The sequence below is a fragment of the Klebsiella sp. C283 genome (assembly GCF_048822555.1).
GTDB classification, from domain to species: Bacteria; Pseudomonadota; Gammaproteobacteria; order Enterobacterales; family Enterobacteriaceae; genus Klebsiella; species Klebsiella quasipneumoniae.
Map to the genome: position 1 here is coordinate 251,796 of NZ_JBMEZS010000007.1, position 21,527 is coordinate 273,322.

Below are 21,527 nucleotides of genomic sequence, written 5' to 3' on the forward strand. Positions count from 1 at the left end.
GTTGTCGCCCTCACTTCACCCGGAAGACGTCTTCGCAGGCCTGCTGAAGTGCGCTGTTGTCGGTGATAGTGCAGACCCGCTGCCAGCCGGTGACGCCTTCGGCGTTATCCCAGGTCGGGGTCAGGGTGACGCCCAGTCCGTTGAGACTTTCCTGGCCGGTGAGGGTAACGACGCCTTTGGCCACGCTCATGGCGGAGAGGTAGCGCGTGGTTGTTGGCGAGGGGATGCCATTGCTGCCGCCGTCGCATGTCGTCAGGCCGCCATGATCGAGCGCGCAAAGTTCGATTGCCGTCCGGTAGGGGACAAAGGTCTGCAGCAGGTCGGTGAGGGCGGCTTTACGCAGGTAGTTCTGGTAGGCCGGGATGCCGATGGCGCTGAGAATGGCGATGATGCCGATGACCACCATCAGTTCAATCAGGGTAAAACCTCGTTGTTTATCCATAAGTCGCTCCTTGTTGTGACAGGAGCACTGTGACGGGATTCTGGGGGGCAGGCGAGGAGACGAAAACGATCCGGGAAACCGGGTTCCAGGGTTTTTACCGGTATTGCATGGCGAGCAAGAGCGACTGCGAGTCGGGTCGCAAATTCAGGCCTTCACGCCCGGAAGCGTGAAGGCCAAATCCTCAGCGGAAACGCATCGACAGGTCGAGCGCCTGCACATGTTTGGTCAGGGCCCCGACGGAGATATAGTCGACCCCGGTCTCGGCAAATTCGCGGATAGTGTCAAAGGTGACGTTGCCGGAGACCTCCAGCGCCGCCTGGCCAGCGGTGATTTTCACCGCCTCGCGCATCAGGTCGGTGGTGAAGTTATCGAGCATAATGATATCGGCCCCGGCTTTTAACGCCTGCTCCAGCTCATCCAGCGTTTCCACTTCCACTTCCACCGGCACATCAGGATGCAGCCAGAACGCCTTCTCCACCGCCTGACGGATCGAGCCGGAGGCGATGATGTGGTTTTCTTTAATCAGGAAAGCGTCGAACAGCCCCAGACGATGGTTGGCGCCGCCGCCGCAGAGAACCGCGTATTTCAGCGCGGTACGCAGCCCTGGCAGCGTTTTACGCGTATCCAGGAGTTGGGTTTTGGTGCCGGCCAGCAGGTCGACATAGCGGCGGACGACGCTGGCGACGCCGGAGAGGGTTTGCACAAAGTTCAGCGCCGTACGTTCGCCAGTGAGCAGAATGCGCGATGGGCCTTCCAGCTCGAACAGGGGTTGATCGGCTTTGACCGCGTCGCCATCGGCGACGTGCCAGGTGATCGTCACGTCGTCACCGGCGAGCTGAATGAAGACCTCTTCCACCCAGCGTTTACCACAGAAGACGCCATCTTCGCGGGTAATGACCACCGCATGCGAGCGTGCATCCTGCGGCAATAATTGTGCGCTAATATCGTTGCTGGCGTCGACTTCGCCGCCCAAATCTTCCCGCAGGGAGTGTGCGACAGCATCGGTAATATCGAGATTAATTCGTTCCAGCAGCACGTCACGGCGGCGGTCGGGGTTGTAACGACGAGGCGACATGATAAAGCTCCAGATAGATAAGATTCAGAAGTGGGAAACATGCTAACCTGAACGACGTTTCAGTACCATACACACTTCATCCTTTGGGCCGGCGTGTGGCCCGGAAGCATGAGTTCGCGAAAGGAGATCCCGCATGCAGTTGAACGAGGGATGGCTGGTCGGCGCGCGTCGGGTTCCCTCGCCGCACCATGACTGCCGTCCGGATGAAGAAGCCCCTTCCTTACTGGTAGTGCATAACATTAGCCTGCCACCAGGTGAATTTGGTGGTCCATGGATTGACGCGCTGTTCACCGGCACCCTGGATCCGCACGCGCATCCTTTCTTTGCCGAGATCGCTCATCTGCGCGTTTCGGCGCATTGTCTGATTCGGCGTGATGGTGAAATCGTGCAGTATGTGCCTTTCGATAAGCGTGCGTGGCATGCGGGGGTCTCCTGCTATCAGGGGCGCGAACGCTGCAATGACTTTTCCATCGGCATAGAGCTGGAAGGCACGGATACCCTGGCGTATACCGATGCGCAGTACCAGCAGCTGGCGGCGGTGACGGATCTGCTTATCACGATTTATCCTGCCATCGCCACAAACATCACGGGCCATAGCGATATCGCGCCCGTGCGCAAGACAGACCCGGGACCGGCCTTTGACTGGAAAAAATTTCGTGCGCTGCTCAGCGCGCCGTCAGAAAAGGAGACCTCATGACGCTGTTTACTACGCTGCTGGTGCTTATCGCTGAACGCCTGTTTAAACTGGGCGAACACTGGCAGCTTGATCATCGGCTGGAGGTGGTGTTCCGCCGGATAAAACATTTTTCGTTGCCGGGAACGCTGCTGATGACCCTGGTCGCCGTCGCGGTGGTCTACCTCATTCAGCGCTTGCTGCAGGGGCAGCTGTTCAACGTACCGCTGCTGGTGTTCTGGATCTTGCTGGGTCTGCTGTGCATCGGCGCCGGCAAGGTTCGGCTGCACTATCATGCCTATCTGAAAGCGGCGTCGCGCAATGACAGCCGCGCCTGCGATGCGATGGCCAGCGAGCTGACGTTGATCCATGGCGTCCCGCCGGGCTGTGATGAGCGCGAGTACCTTAGCGAACTGCAAAATGCGCTGTTATGGATTAACTATCGTTACTACCTGGCGCCACTCTTTTGGTTTGTGGTGGGTGGGGCGTGGGGGCCGCTGACGCTTATCGCTTATTGCGTTCTGCGTGCCTGGCAGACGTGGCTGGCGCGCTACCAGACGCCGCATCACCGTTTGCAGTCTGGAATCGATGGTATCCTGCATATTGTCGACTGGCTGCCGGTGCGTCTGGTGGGGGTTGTCTATGCCCTGGTGGGGCATGGAGAGAAAGCGCTTCCGGCGTGGTTTGCATCGTTAGGCGACCGCCATTCGTCGCAGTATCAGGTATTGACCCGCCTGGCGCAGTATTCCCTGGCCCGTGAACCGCACGTGGATAAAGTGGCGACCCCAAAGGCCGCGGTGTCGATGGCCAAGAAAACCTCGCTGGTGGTGGTGGTGATCATGGCGCTGCTGACGATTTACGGCACCCTGGTGTAACGGCCTGCGCCCGTACTCTATCTGTCAGGATACCCCACCTGCGGGGCTTTGATTGCCGGATGGCGCTGCGCTTATCCGGCCTGGGGCTCACACCACGCAGGCCGGCAAGCAATAGCGCCGCCGGGCGCTATATCTGACGCCGCGCTTGTCATGTTGCCGGGGGGGCGGCTTCGCCTGACCCGGCCAGGAAAACCCGCGCCCGCGGGCAGCATACCGAACCGCTACAGCGTATCCGCCGGCGGGATGCCGAAGTCGGGCATGCCGTCCTCTCTCCAGGCGACGAGTTTTAGCCGCGTATGACGATTGGGATCATACAGCGGGTCGCCTTCAATCTCGGTGTAATTCCGCGCGTGATATACCAGCACATCTTCTCCCGCCGGCGTTTGGGTAAAACTGTTATGGCCCGGGCCATACTGGCGGTTTTCATAGCTGGTCCGGAACACTGGCTGCGAGGCTTTATGCCAGTTTTCCGGCTGCAGCGGATCGGCCTCCCGGTCGATCCAGAGCAATCCCATGCAGTAGTTTTCATCGGTGGCGCTGGCGGAATAGCTGATGAAAAGCTTATCGCCATGCACCAGCACCGCGGGTCCTTCATTAACCTTAAATCCCCGGCACTCCCAGTCGAACTCCGGCTTGCTCAGCATGACCGGCTCGCCTTTTAGCGTCCACGGGTTGGCCATTTCAGCGAGATACAGGTTTGAGTTGCCCGCGATATGCGGAGATTTTTGCGCCCACAGGTACCAGCGTTTGCCCTGATGGATAAAGGTGGTGGCATCGAGGGCGAAGGTATCGAAAGGCGTCTCCACCTGGCCTTTTTCCTGCCAGCGGCCGGTCAGCGGATCGCTGTCGGCGCACTCGATAACGAACATGCGATGCTGGAACATGCCCAGCGCATCCAGATCGTGGGTATGGGTGGCGGCAAAATAGATATACCACTTACCGTCTATCTCATGTAGCTCCGGCGCCCAAATCAGCTGGCTCATCGGCCCGCTTTGCGGTGCGCGCCACACCACTACCGGCTCAGCATCGCGCAACCCCTCAAGGGTTGCCGCGCGCCGGATCTCCAGCCGGTCGTATTCCGGCACTGAGGCAATAAAGTAGTAATGATTCAGGTGGCGCAGAATAAAGGGATCTGCGCGCTGCTCAATAAAGGGGTTTGGCCAGTTGTTCATCAGGCTTTCCTTACGTGTTCACTGGTTTTCAGTTCCTGGTATTCATTCAGCTCGCTGTAGTTGCTGCGGCGCTTCTCTAAATCGCTCTGAATCTGGCGCATCAGGGTGCGGTCAACTTTAAGCAGGCGCACCACGCCGGCGGTGATCAGGTAGCCGACGCCGGGGATGACCGAGAACAGCAGCACGATGCCGTTGAGGGCCGAGGCGCTTTGCGCTTTGGCGCCGGCGTCGTAGCCGTACCATGACAGCAGGAATCCGACCATCGCCCCGGCGACCGCCAGGCCGACTTTAAGGAAAAACAGATTGCCGGAGAAGCTAATACCGGTGATGCGCTTGCCGGTTTTCCACTCGCCGTAGTCGTCAACATCGGACATCAGCGACCAGTGCAGCGGGGAGGGGATCTGATGCAGGATATTGAGCAGGAAGTAGAGCACCATAATCAGCGTGGTGGCGTGCGGGTTAAAGAAATAGAAGGCGCAGGAGAAGATCGCCAGCACGATGTTGGTCCAGAAGAAGACCTGCAGTTTGCACCAGCGGTCGGTGAGGACTTTTGCCAGCATGCTGCCAATCATCATCCCGACCACGCCGAGGCTGATAAACAGCGTGGCAAAATGGGTGCTTTGCCCCATCACCCAGGTGACGTAGTACATAGTGGCGGCCATGCGGATAAAGCCCGGACAGACGTTGCATAGCGTGAGCAGCAGGATGCGTACCCACTGGTCATTTTTCCACACGTCTTTGAGATCTTTTTTCAGTTCATCATTGGTCTGCACCGCCGGGTGGATGCGTTCGCGCACGGTGGCGAAGCAGAACAGGAACATACACATGCCGATAAAGGCCAGCACGGTCATCGCCATCTGATAGCCTTTCGCTTTATCGGCGCCGCCGAACCAGTCGGCCATGGGCAGCAGCGTCAATGACAGCAGCAGCGTGGCGATACCCACCATCACGAAACGATAGGACTGGCAGGCAACACGTTCTTTCGGGTCGGCGGTCATCACCGTTCCCAGCGAGCAGTAGGGTATATTAATCGCGGTATAGGTAATCGACAGCAGAAAGTAGGTAACAAACGCATAGATGACTTTGCTGTTATAGGTCCACTCAGGAGTGGTGAACATCAGCACGCTGAACAGGGCGTAGGGGAAGGCAATCCACAGCAGCCATGGACGAAAGCGACCATATTTACTGCGGGTGCGGTCGGCGAGGGCGCCCATGATCGGGTCGGTCACCGCATCGATGACGCGCACCGACAGCAGCAGTACGCCCACCAGCGCCGGCGCCAGGCCGAAGATATCGGTATAAAAATAGTTAACAAACAGCATGATGGCGCCAAAGATGATATTGCATCCGGCATCCCCCATCCCATAACCAATCTTTTCTTTTATTGAAAGTCTATTGTCTGCCATGTGCGGTCTCTCCGTTGCAGTATGGAGAGAATTATTGGCTGCTATCGAGAGAATTACGTTGCAGGAACGCGTTGACGATATGGATAAATAAGCTATGGAAGGGAAAGTGTGAAGCAGATAACAATGCTCTGCGCCCGTTATTAAGGGAGGGCGCAGAGCAAAGAGAATTATTGATGAGATGTATTATTGTGCTTTTACGGTGGCGGCGGCTTTCTGTTTAAACAGATAACCCACGCCCAGCACTGCGATCCATACAGGGATCAGCCAAACGGAAATCGCCATCCCCGGGGTCATCAGCATAATGATCAGCACCGCGGCCATAAACAGCAGGCACACCCAGTTACCCAGCGGGTAGAAGAGGGCGGGGAAGCGGGTGGTGACGCCCTGCTGCTGTTTGGCGCGACGGAATTTGATATGCGCGAGGCTGATCATCGCCCAGTTGATCACCAGGGCGGAGACCACCAGCGCCATCAGCAGGCCAAATGCGGATTCCGGCGCCAGGTAGTTGATCAGCACACACAGGGCGGTGACCACGGCGGAGACGAGAATGGTATTGACCGGCACGCCGCGTTTGTCGACGCTGAGCAGCGCTTTCGGCGCGTTCCCCTGCTGGGCAAGGCCGAACAGCATACGGCTGTTGCAGTAGACGCAGCTGTTATACACCGACAGGGCCGCCGTCAGCACCACCACGTTGAGGGCGTTTGCCACCAGCGTATCGCCAAGCTCATGGAAAATCAGGACGAACGGACTGGTGTCCGCGGTCACGCGCGTCCACGGCAGCAGCGAGAGCAGGACCGCCAGCGAACCAACATAGAAGATCAGGATACGGTAGATAACCTGGTTGGTGGCTTTCGGAATGCTTTGCTCCGGGTTATCCGCTTCCGCCGCGGTGATACCCACCAGCTCGAGACCGCCGAAGGAGAACATAATGATCGCCATCATCATCACCAGCCCGGTAAAGCCGTGCGGCAGGAACCCGCCTTGATCCCACAGGTTACGTACCGTCGCCTGCGGGCCGCCGTTGCCGCTGAACAGCAGCCAGCCGCCGAACAAAATCATCGCCACGACGGCGACCACTTTGATAATGGCAAACCAGAACTCCATTTCACCGAACACTTTCACGTTGGTCAGGTTAATGGCGTTGATGGCGATGAAGAAAACCGCCGCTGAGGCCCAGGTCGGGATTTCCGGCCACCAGAACTGGATATATTTGCCGACGGCGGTCAGTTCCGCCATTGCCACCAGGACATACAGCACCCAGTAGTTCCAGCCGGAGGCGAAGCCGGCAAAGCCGCCCCAGTATTTATAAGCAAAGTGGCTAAACGAACCGGCTACCGGCTCTTCCACCACCATTTCGCCCAGCTGACGCATGATCAGAAAGGCGATAAAACCGGCAATCGCGTAACCAAGAATGATACCCGGGCCGGCGGACTGAATGACGGACGCGCTCCCCAGAAACAGGCCGGTGCCGATAGCCCCGCCCAGCGCGATGAGCTGGATATGGCGGTTTTTGAGGCCGCGCTTCAGCCGATCGCCGTGCTGTTGACCTTCCATATGAAACCTCGTGTGTGGTTATTTTTTGTGTACGTCATCCGTCAGGTTGCTGCTTCACTGCTGTCCCTGCCAGAAAGCATAGCCAGCGAAAATTTGGGCGAAGTGGCCCACTTTTTACCTGAGTGATGGCGCGCACATATTGTTGTGTTTGTGTATTTTTCGACTTCCGTTTCTGTATTGTTTTGTTTACGGAAGGCGGTGCAGTAATTCAGAAAAGGGCCTTTCGTCTCAGGGAGAATAGTGGTAAGCGCGTTTGAATGCACCTGCTTTATGAAGGGATGATGACCATGTGTTTAAAAAGACATCAATAGACACATTCAGTATTATTCCGACGCATTGTTCTCATTTGGTTATTTATTCGTATTTACTGCTTTTATATTCACTTATCTGGTCGTTGAATCGGTTCAGATAGCGTAATTTTTCGTTTCCATTAAGTTAATGCTACCTCTTTATGAGTAAACGTAACATTTGTGCAAGGTTACATTTCTGAAATGTTATTTCTGTAAGGTTGTTAAAATGTCCGTGGTTTACTGATTTCAATCAAAACCTGTATGGACAGAAGGTGAATACTTTGTTACTTTAGCGCTACGAACTTTAAATTGGTAAGACCAATTGACTCCGGGCTAATGGCAGAGACAGGGAATATGGCCTACAGCAAAATCCGCCAACCAAAATTATCCGATGTGATAGAGCAGCAGCTGGAGTTTCTGATCCTTGAGGGGACCTTGCGCCCCGGTGAAAAACTCCCGCCTGAACGCGAACTGGCTAAACAGTTCGACGTTTCCCGCCCCTCGCTGCGTGAGGCGATTCAACGCCTCGAAGCCAAGGGCCTGTTGCTTCGTCGTCAGGGAGGTGGAACGTTTGTACAGAGCCGCCTGTGGCAGAGCTTCAGCGATCCGCTGGTCGAGCTGCTGTCCGATCACCCTGAATCCCAATTCGATCTGCTTGAGACCCGTCACGCGCTGGAAGGCATTGCGGCTTATTACGCGGCGCTGCGCAGCAATGATGAAGATCGCGACCGTATCCGCGAGCTGCATCAGGCTATTGAGCGGGCTCAGCAGTCGGGCGATCTGGACGCCGAGTCCGGCGCCGTCGTCCAGTACCAAATCGCCGTCACCGAGGCGGCACACAATGTGGTTTTGCTCCATCTGCTAAGGTGTATGGAGCCGATGCTGGCGCAAAACGTGCGTCAGAACTTTGAATTGCTGTATGCCCGCCGGGAAATGCTCCCGTTGGTCAGCAACCATCGCACTCGCATTTTCGAGGCGATAATGGCCGGGGAGCCGGAGCAGGCGCGTGAGGCGTCGCACCGTCACCTGGCGTTCATTGAGGAAATTTTGCTGGACCGTAGCCGTGAGCAGAGTCGTAGAGAACGCTCGCTGCGTCGTTTACAGCAACGAAAGGACGAGAACTCCGGTTCTTAAGCGCCATTTTTAGAGCGCGGCAACTAAACGCAGAACCTGTCTTATTGAATTTTTGGTTGTTCAAAGGTGAAGAACGAAGAGTTCAATGGGACAGGTTCCAGATTAATCAACGATTAGATAGATAAGGAATACCCCCCATGTCAGAACGTTTACCAAATGACGTGGATCCGATCGAAACTCGCGACTGGCTACAGGCGATCGAATCGGTCATCCGTGAAGAAGGTGTTGAGCGCGCTCAGTATCTTATTGACCAACTCCTTTCTGAAGCCCGCAAAGGCGGGGTGAAAGTGGCTGCTGGCGCATCGACCGGCGGTTACGTAAACACTATTGCCGTTGAAGATGAACCGGAATATCCGGGTAATCTGGATCTGGAACGTCGTATCCGTTCTGCGATCCGCTGGAACGCCATCATGACCGTTCTGCGCGCATCGAAAAAAGATCTCGAACTGGGCGGCCATATGGCTTCTTTCCAGTCTTCCGCAACCTTCTACGAAGTGTGCTTCAACCACTTCTTCCGCGCACGCAATGAGCAGGATGGCGGCGACCTGGTGTACTTCCAGGGTCACATCTCTCCGGGCGTTTATGCGCGTGCTTTCCTGGAAGGTCGTCTGACTGAAGAGCAGATGAACAACTTCCGTCAGGAAGTTCACGGTAAAGGTCTGTCCTCTTATCCGCACCCGAAACTGATGCCGGAATTCTGGCAGTTCCCGACCGTTTCTATGGGCCTGGGCCCAATCGGGGCGATTTATCAGGCTAAATTCCTGAAATATCTGGAACACCGTGGTCTGAAAGACACCTCCAAACAAACCGTTTACGCGTTCCTGGGCGACGGTGAGATGGACGAGCCGGAATCTAAAGGCGCGATCACCATCGCGACCCGTGAGAAGCTGGACAACCTGGTCTTCGTTATCAACTGTAACCTGCAGCGTCTTGATGGCCCGGTCACCGGTAACGGCAAAATCATTAACGAACTGGAAGGCATCTTCGCGGGCGCTGGCTGGAACGTTATCAAGGTTATCTGGGGCGGTCGTTGGGATGAGCTGCTGCGTAAAGACACCAGCGGTAAGCTGATTCAGCTGATGGAAGAAACCGTTGACGGTGACTACCAGACCTTCAAATCCAAAGACGGCGCTTATGTGCGCGAGCACTTCTTCGGTAAATATCCGGAGACCGCCGCGCTGGTTGCCGACTGGACTGACGAGCAGATTTGGGCTCTGAACCGCGGCGGCCACGATCCGAAGAAAGTTTACGCTGCACTGAAGAAAGCGCAGGAAACCAAAGGCAAAGCGACCGTCATCCTCGCCCATACCATCAAAGGTTACGGCATGGGTGATACTGCTGAAGGTAAGAACATCGCTCACCAGGTTAAGAAAATGAACATGGACGGCGTTCGCTACGTCCGCGATCGTTTCAACGTGCCGGTTGCCGATGCCGATCTGGAAAAACTGCCGTACGTAACCTTCCCGGAAGGTTCCGAAGAGCACACCTATCTGCACGCTCAGCGTCAGAAACTGCACGGCTATCTGCCGAGCCGTCAGCCGAACTTCACTGAGAAGCTGGAGCTGCCGACGCTGGAAGATTTCCGCCCGCTGCTGGAAGAGCAGAATAAAGAGATCTCTACCACTATCGCGTTCGTTCGTGCCCTGAACGTGATGCTGAAGAACAAATCCATCAAAGACCGCCTCGTGCCGATCATCGCCGACGAAGCGCGTACTTTCGGTATGGAAGGTCTGTTCCGTCAGATCGGTATCTACAGCCCGAACGGTCAGCAGTACACCCCGCAGGACCGTGAGCAGGTTGCTTACTACAAAGAAGACGAAAAAGGCCAGATCCTGCAGGAAGGGATCAACGAGCTGGGCGCAGGCGCATCCTGGCTGGCTGCGGCGACCTCTTACAGCACCAACAACCTGCCGATGATCCCGTTCTACATCTACTACTCGATGTTCGGGTTCCAGCGTATCGGCGACCTGTGCTGGCAGGCAGGCGACCAGCAGGCTCGCGGCTTCCTGATCGGTGGTACTTCCGGTCGTACGACGCTGAACGGCGAAGGTCTGCAGCACGAAGATGGCCACAGCCATATTCAGTCTCTGACTATCCCGAACTGTATCTCTTACGATCCGTCCTACGCCTACGAAGTGGCGGTCATCATGCATGACGGCCTGGAGCGTATGTACGGTGAGAAACAAGAGAACGTTTACTACTACATCACGACCCTGAACGAAAACTACCACATGCCGGCGATGCCGGAAGGCGCCGAGGAAGGTATCCGTAAAGGTATCTACAAACTCGAAACCATCGAAGGTAGCAAAGGTAAAGTTCAGCTGCTGGGCTCCGGTTCTATCCTGCGTCACGTCCGTGAAGCAGCGCAGATCCTGGCGAAAGACTACTGCGTGGGCTCTGACGTGTACAGCGTCACCTCCTTCACCGAACTGGCGCGTGATGGCCAGGATTGCGAACGCTGGAACATGCTGCACCCGCTGGAAACCCCGCGCGTGCCGTACATCGCTCAGGTGATGAACGACGCTCCGGCTGTGGCATCCACTGACTATATGAAACTGTTCGCCGAGCAGGTTCGTACTTACGTACCGGCTGACGATTACCGCGTACTGGGTACCGATGGCTTCGGTCGTTCCGACAGCCGTGAAAACCTGCGTCACCACTTCGAAGTTGATGCTTCCTATGTGGTCGTTGCAGCGCTGGGCGAACTGGCTAAACGTGGTGAAATCGATAAGAAAGTGGTCGCTGACGCGATCGCGAAATTCGACATCGATGCAGAAAAAGTTAACCCGCGTCTGGCGTAAGAGGTAAAAGAATAATGGCTATCGAAATCAAAGTACCGGACATCGGGGCTGATGAAGTTGAAATCACCGAGATCCTGGTCAAAGTTGGCGACAAAGTAGAAGCTGAACAGTCGCTGATCACCGTAGAAGGCGATAAAGCCTCTATGGAAGTCCCGTCTCCGCAGGCTGGCGTCGTGAAAGAGATTAAAGTCTCCGTCGGCGACAAAACCGAGACTGGCAAACTGATTATGATTTTCGATTCCGCCGAGGGTGCAGCAGCCGCTGCACCTGCGCAGGAAGAGAAGAAAGAAGCCGCTCCGGCCGCTGCTGCGCCAGCCGCCGCCGCGGCAGCGAAAGAAGTGCACGTCCCGGATATCGGCGGCGATGAAGTTGAAGTCACCGAGATCATGGTTAAAGTGGGCGACACCATCGCCGCTGAGCAATCCCTGATCACCGTAGAAGGCGATAAGGCCTCTATGGAAGTGCCAGCGCCGTTCGCGGGTATCGTGAAAGAGATCAAAATCAACACCGGCGATAAAGTGTCCACCGGCTCCCTGATCATGATCTTCGAAGTCGCGGGCGCTGCGCCTGCGGCCGCTCCGGCACAGGCTGCCGCTCCGGCTGCCGCGGCACCGGCTGCTGCTGCCGGCGCGAAAGACGTTAACGTCCCGGATATCGGCGGCGACGAAGTTGAAGTCACCGAAGTGATGGTGAAAGTCGGCGATAAAGTGGCTGCAGAGCAGTCCCTGATCACCGTCGAAGGCGACAAAGCGTCTATGGAAGTGCCGGCGCCGTTCGCGGGCACCGTCAAAGAGATCAAAATCAGCACCGGCGATAAAGTCAAAACCGGCTCCCTGATCATGGTCTTCGAAGTGGAGGGCGCTGCGCCTGCCGCCGCTCCGGCTCAGGCTGCTGCACCGGCACCGGCTGCTGCACCGGCTCAGGCCGCTAAGCCTGCCGCGGCGCCGGCTGCGAAAGCAGAAGGCAAAACCGAATTCGCTGAAAACGATGCTTACGTTCACGCGACTCCGCTGATTCGCCGCCTGGCGCGCGAGTTCGGCGTTAACCTGGCGAAAGTGAAAGGCACCGGCCGTAAAGGTCGTATCCTGCGCGAAGACGTTCAGGCCTACGTGAAAGAAGCCGTTAAACGCGCTGAATCCGCACCGGCGGCTGCCGCTGGCGGCGGTATCCCGGGCATGCTGCCATGGCCGAAGGTTGACTTCAGCAAGTTCGGCGAAATCGAAGAAGTGGAGCTGGGCCGTATCCAGAAAATCTCTGGTGCTAACCTGAGCCGTAACTGGGTCATGATCCCGCACGTTACCCACTTCGATAAAACCGATATCACCGATCTGGAAGCGTTCCGTAAGCAGCAGAACGCCGAAGCTGAGAAGCGTAAGCTGGACGTGAAATTCACCCCGGTTGTCTTCATCATGAAAGCCGTGGCCGCTGCGCTCGAGCAGATGCCGCGCTTCAACAGCTCGCTCTCCGAAGATGGTCAGCGCCTGACGCTGAAGAAATACATCAACATCGGTGTGGCGGTTGATACCCCGAACGGTCTGGTGGTTCCGGTCTTTAAAGACGTGAACAAGAAGAGCATCACCGAGCTGTCTCGTGAGCTGACCACCATCTCGAAGAAAGCGCGCGATGGCAAACTGACGGCGGGCGAAATGCAGGGCGGTTGCTTCACCATCTCCAGCATCGGCGGCCTGGGTACGACCCACTTCGCGCCGATTGTTAACGCGCCGGAAGTGGCCATCCTCGGCGTGTCTAAGTCCGCGATGGAGCCGGTATGGAATGGTAAAGAGTTCGTGCCGCGTCTGATGCTGCCGATCTCTCTGTCCTTCGACCACCGCGTGATCGACGGTGCTGATGGTGCCCGCTTCATTACCATCATCAACAACACCCTGAGCGACATTCGCCGCCTGGTGATGTAATCGAAAAAGCCGGCCTGACGGCCGGCTTTTTTCTGATAACCTCAGGCTGTTTGGGATTATCAGCAACAAAGGACAAAATCGTTTGCCGTTTGTTGTTTAAAAATTGTTAACAATTTTGTAAAATACACGCGGATAGAACGTCCCGGTGGACTTGGGCGTAAGAATAATAGCGTCAGACCCGCCGGATATAAATTACAGAGGTCATGATGAGTACTGAAATCAAAACTCAGGTCGTGGTACTTGGGGCAGGTCCTGCAGGCTACTCTGCAGCTTTCCGTTGCGCTGATTTAGGTCTGGAAACCGTCATCGTAGAACGTTACAGCACCCTCGGTGGGGTGTGCCTGAACGTGGGTTGTATCCCTTCTAAAGCGCTGCTGCACGTGGCAAAAGTTATCGAAGAAGCGAAAGCGCTGGCCGAACACGGCATCGTTTTCGGCGAACCGAAAACTGATATTGACAAGATCCGCACCTGGAAAGAAAAAGTCATCACTCAGCTGACCGGTGGTCTGGCTGGCATGGCCAAAGGGCGTAAAGTGAAGGTGGTTAACGGTCTGGGTAAATTCACCGGCGCTAACACCCTGGAAGTGGAAGGCGAAAACGGCAAAACCGTGATCAACTTCGACAACGCCATCATCGCGGCGGGTTCCCGTCCGATTCAACTGCCATTTATCCCGCATGAAGATCCGCGCGTATGGGACTCCACCGACGCCCTGGAGCTGAAATCCGTACCGAAACGCATGCTGGTCATGGGCGGCGGTATCATCGGTCTGGAAATGGGTACCGTATACCATGCGCTGGGTTCAGAGATTGACGTGGTTGAAATGTTCGACCAGGTTATCCCGGCGGCCGATAAAGACGTGGTGAAAGTCTTCACTAAACGCATCAGCAAGAAATTCAACCTGATGCTGGAAACCAAAGTGACTGCTGTTGAAGCGAAAGAAGACGGTATTTACGTTTCCATGGAAGGCAAAAAAGCGCCGGCGGAAGCACAGCGTTACGACGCCGTACTGGTGGCTATCGGTCGCGTACCGAACGGCAAAAACCTCGACGCAGGCAAAGCGGGCGTGGAAGTGGACGATCGTGGCTTCATCCGCGTTGACAAACAAATGCGCACCAACGTGCCGCACATCTTTGCTATCGGCGATATCGTCGGTCAGCCGATGCTGGCGCACAAAGGCGTCCACGAAGGTCACGTTGCCGCTGAAGTTATCTCCGGCCTGAAACACTACTTCGATCCGAAAGTGATCCCGTCTATCGCCTACACCGAGCCAGAAGTGGCATGGGTCGGCCTGACTGAGAAAGAAGCGAAAGAGAAAGGCATCAGCTACGAAACCGCCACCTTCCCGTGGGCGGCTTCCGGCCGCGCTATCGCTTCCGACTGCGCAGACGGTATGACCAAACTGATCTTCGACAAAGAGACCCACCGTGTTATCGGCGGCGCGATTGTCGGCACCAACGGCGGCGAGCTGCTGGGTGAGATCGGTCTGGCTATCGAAATGGGCTGCGACGCTGAAGACATCGCGCTGACTATCCACGCTCACCCGACTCTGCACGAGTCTGTTGGCCTGGCGGCAGAAGTCTTCGAAGGCAGCATCACCGACCTGCCGAACGCCAAAGCGAAGAAAAAGTAACTTTTTCTTTCAGGCAAAAAGCATAAGCGGCTCCCGGAGCCGCTTTTTTTATGCCTGATGTTTAGAACTGTGTCGCTATTCATAAACCGCTACACCTCATACATACTTTGTAAATAGTCACTCAGTAAACTTATAGTCGGTTAACGATATCGATGAGGTGTGTGATGAAACGCTTTTTAACCACTGCGCTGGTCGCAGCAACGTGCTTATCCGGTGTAGCCTGCGCGGCTGACGCCACGATTCCGTGGGCGGATAACAGCGGCGGCACGGAAACGACCCATATCGCGGCGATGGGCCAGGATCTGAATGCCCAGCATCAGCAGGTGACGAAGACCAGTGAAGGGGTATGGGCGGCGAATTCCGGCAGCATCAGCGCTGACGAAGCGGCATTGTCCAGTACGAAACCAGCCTTTGCCGGCGATCCGTCTCTGATGCCCCACCAGGGCTAAGTGAATGAAAACGCCCGGTTGCGTATTCGTAACCGGGCGTTTTTTTATGGATTGACTACCTGCCAGCCGGCGTCAGCGTCGGGGGCAAAGCGCGTTATCGCCTGGGCCTTTGCCGCGCTCTCTTCACCGAGATTGGCCTGATAAACCGTATCGTGCTGATCGATCATAAAGCTCATCACGCCGGTTTCCCCCCACGCCACCGGCCACGCCAGCAAGGCGACGCTCTGCTCATCTCTACCGGTGATAATGCGGAAGCGGTAGCCATGGTAGCCGCTGCCGGGTACCGTCGGGCTAAAGGCGGGCCCAAGCGGACTTGGCGCTTCGCCCGGCGAGGTGGGCCAGTACAGACCATCTTTTTTGCCTTCGCTACTGATGATTTTCTGCGCCCAGCGGTGGTTCAGTTGATAGTAATCCTGCTGGGCGTCAACGTAGGCGTGCATGGCGGCTATTGCCGACAGTTCATTACGGCCGATAGCGCGGGTGAGGATCTCCTCTTCGCCAGCGGCCATATCAAAGCGCCAGCCCTGGGATGATTTGACGATGGGGACGGGCAGGCGCCATGCTTCGCTACCAACGTCGAGCCAGGCGTTATCACCCTGCTGCACAATCACATGTTTCACCTGCCAGTCGCGCTGGAAGCGGTCGACGGCAGTGGGGTCGATCCCGTCGGGGGGTAAAAAATGCTGCCAGTTATCGCCAAGCACCTCGCTCAGCGCCGCGTCATTTTGCTGGCCGATCGCCTCGGCCAGCGCGCTCGCGGCCTGCTCGGGGGTGGCATATTGCTGCTGGGCGAAGGCGGCAAGCGGTGACAGCATTAACGTGAACAGGGCAATAGGTAATGGGTTTCTCATTCTGCTCATCCTCAGCGGCGGCGTAGTTCATGGTGTTCAGAAAGACGCTCTCTGGCGCCGTCGCGCTGCTCGCGGTTTACGCTGGAAAACTGACGACTCTGTCGTCCCCGTTCCTGCTGCGCTTGCCAGGAGGGGGCGCGGCTTTCGTTGCCGCTAAGGGCGCTGGCGCGCAGATGATTGACCGTCTGCTGACGCTGGGCGGGCGTGGCGGAATGGAGCTGCTGCCGGCGCTGTTGCTGCTGCGGTTTAGCATTCTGCTCGTGGTTCTTAATGGTTTCCCTACGCTGCTGTTGCTGCGGCGTCGGGTTTTTCAACTGCGCTTTCGCCGCGTCTCGACGCTGCTGGGTTGATGTCGGCGCGCTGTCGTAACCGCGGTAGTTGCTGCGCTGGGTGGCTTGTTTCAACTGCGCCGAGGCCGCCTGACGCTGGGCATCGCGCGAGGGAGTGTTTGCCGCCAGGTTGCCTGCCATGGCGGTCGACGCGCTGCGCTGCTGAAGCTGGGTCATTGCCGCCTGGCGCTGCGCCTCACGATCGACCGGCGCATGCTGGGTCGCGCTCAGTCCGCCGGATACGTTGGTCTGATGAAAGCGCTGGGCGACGGTATTATCGGGGTATGGCACGTGACCGCGATAGGCGGGATTGTGCTGCCAGTTTACGTGGTCGCCCGGCAGGTTTTGTCCGGTAATGCGGTTAAAATTATTCACATTGATATTGATGTTATCGCCATTATGCGAGTATTCCCCGCGGTGGTAGTCGTCATCGTGATGGTGGTAGTCATCATCATCATCCCAGTCGATGCTGCTGAACAGCGCCCAGGTGGTCGCCACGCCCAGGCTGTAACCGAATCCTTTCACGAAGCTATCGGTAAACTGCTCCCCGGGAGGGGGCGGCAGATAGACCGGAGGATAGGCGCTATTCGGCCAGGTACCATAGACGGTGGAGGGGTTGTAGTTGGGAACATAGACCACCTGCGGGTCGGTCGGTTCTATTTTTATGACCTGGGTCGGCGCAGGCGCCGCCGCGGTAGTGCTTGACGTTGATACGGTGCTGCTTTTCGAAGTGGTGGCCGGCACAGGCGCCGCTGCGGCGACAATCACTTTTTGCTGCGGCGTGGATTTCAGCGTCCCTGTCTCCTGGGCGATGGCACGCAGGCGTTGCACCGAGTCCATCACATCATGCGGCTGGGCCAAAAACGCATTACCCAGATTTTCCACCCAGGGCGGATTCTCACCCATCATCGCCAGCAGGGCAGGGAAAGCGACAAGCGATTTGACGCTGGGATCCCATGGCTGGCTGGCAACTGCCTGAACGGCGGGATCCCCTTTCATGGTAGGGTTATCCTGGGACCACTGCACCGCCTGCATGACGTTGTCCGGGTAGGTGGAAGCCATCAGCACCTGCGACAGCAGTCTGTCCGGGTAGAGCGCGATGGGGGCTACCCACTGGTCAATCTGCGCCTGGGTGTAGGTGGCGGCCACTGGCTGCGCGGCGGCGGGTGCGGCTGGCGTTGGCGCTGGCGCAGGCTGCGCCGTCGGCTGAGTGACCGTCTCTGGAGTACGGCTTTGCACATAGAGTGTTCCCGCCGCCGCGAGTAAGCCAGCGCTACAGAGCAGGGCGATAATATGGGGTTTGAACGGCAGTGACATAGAAGCTCCTGACCCAAAAAGTAACCCATCTCGCTAAAGTATCGGCGAAAACGGCGCGTTTGCTGAGTATAAGTAAGCGGTATGGCTTTTTATTGATGATTGTTGGGATCGGTCCATGGCGTTGTACGCGGAAAGGAATTTTTGTCGCGGGATTTGAACAGAAAGCCTGCAATATCCTGCCCTTAACGATTCAGCTAAATTTTAATGTTGCTTTTTTGTAAACAGATTAACACCTTTCAAAAATCCTGCTATGCTGCCGACGCGGTATCGGGCATTTACCCTACAAACTGCTGTCTCACAGGAGCGTGAAGAAAATCGCCCAGCCACTAAATCCTTCAAGATGCGTCAAGGCGGCAAACTGCCAATACCGAAGCAGATTGATTGAAGAGGTGTAGGCCGCATTATGACAATGAGAAGCGAGGAGAACCGTCGTGCTAGAAGAATACCGTAAGCACGTAGCTGAGCGTGCCGCCATGGGGATTGTTGCCAAACCCTTAGATGCAACCCAAATGGCCGCGCTGGTAGAACTGCTGAAAAACCCGCCTGCGGGCGAAGAAGAATTCCTGTTAGACCTGCTGATTAACCGTGTACCGCCGGGCGTCGACGAAGCCGCCTATGTTAAAGCTGGATTCCTTGCCGCGATCGCCAAAGGCGAAACGACCTCCCCCCTGGTTACCCCTGAAAAAGCCGTTGAACTGCTGGGCACCATGCAGGGCGGTTACAATATCCACCCGCTGATCGATGCCCTGGACGACGCGAAACTGGCGCCGATTGCCGCGAAAGCGCTGTCCCATACTCTGCTGATGTTCGATAACTTCTACGACGTGGAAGAGAAAGCGAAAGCGGGTAACGAGCACGCTAAACAGGTTATGCAATCCTGGGCCGACGCTGAGTGGTTCCTGAACCGCCCGCAGCTGGCAGAGAAAATCACCGTTACCGTTTTCAAGGTCACTGGCGAAACGAACACCGATGACCTGTCTCCGGCGCCGGATGCCTGGTCGCGTCCGGATATCCCACTGCACGCCCTGGCGATGCTGAAAAACGCCCGCGAAGGCATTGAACCGGATCAGCCGGGCGTGGTTGGCCCGATCAAACAGATCGAAGCCCTGCAGCAGAAAGGCTACCCGCTGGCCTACGTCGGCGATGTGGTCGGGACCGGCTCTTCACGTAAATCGGCCACCAACTCGGTGCTGTGGTTTATGGGCGACGATATCCCGAACGTGCCGAACAAGCGCGGCGGCGGTCTGTGCCTGGGCGGCAAAATCGCGCCAATCTTCTTCAACACCATGGAAGATGCGGGCGCGCTGCCTATCGAAGTGGATGTGTCAAACCTGAACATGGGCGACGTCATCGACGTTTACCCGTTCAAAGGCGAAGTGCGTAATCACGAGACCAACGAACTGCTGGCCAGCTTCGAGCTGAAAACCGATGTGCTGATCGACGAAGTTCGTGCCGGCGGCCGTATCCCGCTGATCATCGGTCGCGGCCTGACCACCAAAGCCCGTGAAGCGCTGGGTCTGCCGCACAGCGATGTCTTCCGTCAGGCGAAAGACGTAGCGGAAAGCACCCGCGGCTTCTCGCTGGCGCAGAAAATGGTTGGCCGCGCCTGCGGCGTTGCCGGTATCCGCCCGGGCGCCTACTGCGAGCCGAAAATGACCTCCGTCGGTTCTCAGGACACCACCGGTCCAATGACCCGTGATGAACTGAAAGACCTGGCGTGCCTGGGCTTCTCCGCTGACCTGGTGATGCAGTCCTTCTGCCACACTGCGGCCTATCCGAAGCCGGTTGACGTCACCACGCATCATACTCTGCCGGACTTCATTATGAACCGCGGCGGCGTCTCGCTGCGTCCGGGCGATGGCGTGATCCACTCCTGGCTGAACCGCATGCTGCTGCCGGATACCGTGGGCACCGGCGGCGACTCCCACACCCGTTTCCCCATCGGTATCTCCTTCCCGGCGGGCTCTGGTCTGGTGGCCTTCGCCGCCGCGACCGGCGTGATGCCGCTGGATATGCCGGAATCGGTGCTGGTGCGTTTCAAAGGTAAAATGCAGCCGGGCATTACGCTGCGCGACCTGGTCCACGCGATCCCGCTGTACGCCATCAAGCAGGGCCTGCTGACCGTTGAGAAGAAAGGTAAGAAAAACATCTTCTCTGGCCGCATCCTTGAGATTGAAGGTCTGCCGGATCTGAAAGTGGAGCAGGCGTTCGAGCTGACCGATGCCTCCGCTGAACGTTCTGCTGCAGGTTGCACCATCAAGCTGAACAAAGAGCCGATCGTTGAGTATCTGAACTCCAACATCGTCCTGCTGAAGTGGATGATCGCCGAAGGCTACGGCGACCGCCGTACCCTGGAGCGTCGTATCCAGGGCATGGAGAAATGGCTGGCGGATCCGCAGCTGCTGGAAGCCGATGCTGACGCGGAATACGCGGCAGTGATCGACATCGATCTGGCGGATATCAAAGAGCCGATTCTGTGCGCGCCGAACGATCCGGACGATGCCCGCCTGCTGTCTGACGTACAGGGCGAGAAAATCGACGAAGTGTTCATCGGCTCCTGCATGACCAACATCGGCCACTTCCGTGCCGCCGGTAAGCTGCTGGACAGCCACAAAGGCCAGTTGCCGACTCGCCTGTGGGTGGCGCCGCCAACCCGTATGGACGCCGCGCAGCTGACCGAAGAAGGTTACTACAGCGTATTTGGTAAGAGCGGGGCGCGTATCGAAATCCCTGGCTGTTCCCTGTGTATGGGTAACCAGGCGCGCGTCGCCGACGGTGCGACGGTGGTTTCCACCTCTACCCGTAACTTCCCGAACCGTTTAGGTACCGGCGCTAACGTCTATCTGGCCTCTGCCGAGCTGGCAGCGGTGGCTTCTCTGCTCGGTAAACTGCCGACGCCGGAAGAGTACCAGACCTTCGTGGCGCAGGTGGATAAGACAGCGGAAGATACCTATCGCTATCTGAACTTCAACCAGCTGGATCAGTACACTGAAAAAGCTGACGGCGTGATCTTCCAGACCGCGGTGTAAAACTATCCGGTCAGCCCGGCTGACCGTTTGGCTACAAACTCCCCAATGCCCGGTGAACATTGCATCACCGGGCATTTTTATTTCCAAACCTCCTGCCTGTTACGCTTTTTTTCTTTCGGTCTGCTGCGATAATTACTCCATGGGTACAGTGCAGCGGTGACGCATTGCCCTTGCAGAGGAAAAGACGATGGACTACGAATTTCTGCGCGATATTACCGGAGTGGTAAAGGTGCGAATGTCGATGGATCACGAGGCGATTGGCCACTGGTTCAACGAGGAGGTGAAAGACAATCTTGCTCTGCTTGACGAAGTGGAGCAGGCTGCGCGCACCGTGAAAGGCAGTGAACGTTCCTGGCAGCGTGCCGGACATGAATATACGCTGTGGCTGGATGGCGAAGAGGTGATGATCCGCGCCAATCAGCTGGAATTTTCCGGCGACGAAATCGAGGAGGGGATGAGCTACTACGACGAAGAAAGCCTCTCTCTGTGCGGTGTTGAGGATTTCCTGCAGGTGGTTGCCGCCTATCGTGAGTTTATGCAGCAGCGTTGATGACTCGTTTTGCGCCGGGCTGCGGAAAACCGTAGC

At 56.9% G+C, this 21,527-nt stretch carries 16 protein-coding genes; 9 read left to right on the plus strand and 7 right to left on the minus strand.

Annotated features, from left to right (window positions below; genetic code table 11):
• Positions 1 to 10 precede the first annotated feature (10 nt).
• Both ppdD and nadC read right to left on the minus strand, forming a co-directional pair.
• Positions 11 to 442 (minus strand): prepilin peptidase-dependent pilin, encoded by a 432-nt coding sequence (gene ppdD / locus ACOI7Z_RS15695; RefSeq protein ID WP_004204358.1) that lies wholly within the window; start codon positions 440 to 442, stop codon positions 11 to 13.
• Between the two features lie 181 nt (positions 443 to 623).
• Positions 624 to 1,517: a carboxylating nicotinate-nucleotide diphosphorylase gene (nadC, locus tag ACOI7Z_RS15700; protein WP_023291991.1), complete on the minus strand. Its 894-nt coding sequence runs from the start codon at positions 1,515 to 1,517 to the stop codon at positions 624 to 626.
• 133 nt (positions 1,518 to 1,650) lie between these two features.
• On the opposite strand from nadC, the gene ampD reads away from it, so the two are divergent.
• Complete coding sequence (gene ampD / locus ACOI7Z_RS15705) at positions 1,651 to 2,214, plus strand: 1,6-anhydro-N-acetylmuramyl-L-alanine amidase AmpD (protein ID WP_023291992.1); 564 nt, start codon at positions 1,651 to 1,653, stop codon at positions 2,212 to 2,214.
• Positions 2,211 to 3,065: a beta-lactamase regulator AmpE gene (gene ampE, locus ACOI7Z_RS15710; protein WP_032453846.1), complete on the plus strand. Its 855-nt coding sequence runs from the start codon at positions 2,211 to 2,213 to the stop codon at positions 3,063 to 3,065. Before ampD ends, ampE begins: the two co-directional genes overlap by 4 nt.
• A 221-nt stretch (positions 3,066 to 3,286) precedes the next feature.
• Here ampE and ACOI7Z_RS15715 read toward each other — a convergent pair whose 3' ends face one another.
• From ACOI7Z_RS15715 to aroP, 3 genes are all read right to left on the minus strand, one after another.
• Positions 3,287 to 4,237 carry a family 43 glycosylhydrolase gene (locus ACOI7Z_RS15715; RefSeq protein ID WP_087849886.1) on the minus strand — a complete coding sequence of 317 codons (951 nt, stop codon included), beginning with the start codon at positions 4,235 to 4,237 and terminating at the stop codon, positions 3,287 to 3,289.
• Positions 4,237 to 5,643: a glycoside-pentoside-hexuronide (GPH):cation symporter gene (locus tag ACOI7Z_RS15720; protein ID WP_017901173.1), complete on the minus strand. Its 1,407-nt coding sequence runs from the start codon at positions 5,641 to 5,643 to the stop codon at positions 4,237 to 4,239. The genes ACOI7Z_RS15715 and ACOI7Z_RS15720 overlap by 1 nt, the downstream gene beginning before the upstream one ends.
• A 183-nt stretch (positions 5,644 to 5,826) precedes the next feature.
• Entirely contained in the window at positions 5,827 to 7,197 is a 1,371-nt protein-coding gene (aroP, locus tag ACOI7Z_RS15725) for an aromatic amino acid transporter AroP (RefSeq protein WP_023291995.1), read from the minus strand.
• Between the two features lie 644 nt (positions 7,198 to 7,841).
• Here aroP and pdhR point away from each other — a divergent pair.
• From pdhR to ACOI7Z_RS15750, 5 genes are all read left to right on the plus strand, one after another.
• The gene (gene pdhR, locus ACOI7Z_RS15730; protein ID WP_002888699.1) at positions 7,842 to 8,621 is read left to right on the plus strand and encodes a pyruvate dehydrogenase complex transcriptional repressor PdhR; all 780 of its coding nucleotides are present in this window, start codon (positions 7,842 to 7,844) and stop codon (positions 8,619 to 8,621) included.
• A 137-nt stretch (positions 8,622 to 8,758) separates the two neighbouring features.
• On the plus strand, positions 8,759 to 11,422 hold the full coding sequence (aceE, locus tag ACOI7Z_RS15735) for a pyruvate dehydrogenase (acetyl-transferring), homodimeric type (RefSeq protein WP_087849887.1): 2,664 nt from the start codon (positions 8,759 to 8,761) through the stop codon (positions 11,420 to 11,422).
• Positions 11,423 to 11,436: 14 nt separating this feature from the next.
• On the plus strand, positions 11,437 to 13,335 hold the full coding sequence (gene aceF / locus ACOI7Z_RS15740; protein WP_087849888.1) for a pyruvate dehydrogenase complex dihydrolipoyllysine-residue acetyltransferase: 1,899 nt from the start codon (positions 11,437 to 11,439) through the stop codon (positions 13,333 to 13,335).
• A gap of 206 nt (positions 13,336 to 13,541) precedes the next feature.
• Positions 13,542 to 14,966 (plus strand): dihydrolipoyl dehydrogenase, encoded by a 1,425-nt coding sequence (gene lpdA, locus ACOI7Z_RS15745; RefSeq protein ID WP_002888731.1) that lies wholly within the window; start codon positions 13,542 to 13,544, stop codon positions 14,964 to 14,966.
• A 164-nt stretch (positions 14,967 to 15,130) separates the two neighbouring features.
• The gene (locus ACOI7Z_RS15750) at positions 15,131 to 15,415 is read left to right on the plus strand and encodes a hypothetical protein (protein ID WP_023291998.1); all 285 of its coding nucleotides are present in this window, start codon (positions 15,131 to 15,133) and stop codon (positions 15,413 to 15,415) included.
• 44 nt (positions 15,416 to 15,459) lie between these two features.
• Here ACOI7Z_RS15750 and ACOI7Z_RS15755 read toward each other — a convergent pair whose 3' ends face one another.
• Together ACOI7Z_RS15755 and ACOI7Z_RS15760 are read right to left on the minus strand one after the other, a co-directional pair.
• Positions 15,460 to 16,266 carry a DUF2950 family protein gene (locus ACOI7Z_RS15755; protein ID WP_032453849.1) on the minus strand — a complete coding sequence of 269 codons (807 nt, stop codon included), beginning with the start codon at positions 16,264 to 16,266 and terminating at the stop codon, positions 15,460 to 15,462.
• An 11-nt stretch (positions 16,267 to 16,277) separates the two neighbouring features.
• On the minus strand, positions 16,278 to 17,912 hold the full coding sequence (locus ACOI7Z_RS15760) for a DUF3300 domain-containing protein (protein WP_087849889.1): 1,635 nt from the start codon (positions 17,910 to 17,912) through the stop codon (positions 16,278 to 16,280).
• Positions 17,913 to 18,343: 431 nt separating this feature from the next.
• On the opposite strand from ACOI7Z_RS15760, the gene acnB reads away from it, so the two are divergent.
• Positions 18,344 to 20,941: a bifunctional aconitate hydratase 2/2-methylisocitrate dehydratase gene (acnB, locus tag ACOI7Z_RS15765; protein WP_004204372.1), complete on the plus strand. Its 2,598-nt coding sequence runs from the start codon at positions 18,344 to 18,346 to the stop codon at positions 20,939 to 20,941.
• A gap of 187 nt (positions 20,942 to 21,128) precedes the next feature.
• Positions 21,129 to 21,491 (plus strand): protein YacL, encoded by a 363-nt coding sequence (yacL, locus tag ACOI7Z_RS15770; RefSeq protein ID WP_004204373.1) that lies wholly within the window; start codon positions 21,129 to 21,131, stop codon positions 21,489 to 21,491.
• Positions 21,492 to 21,527 lie beyond the last annotated feature (36 nt).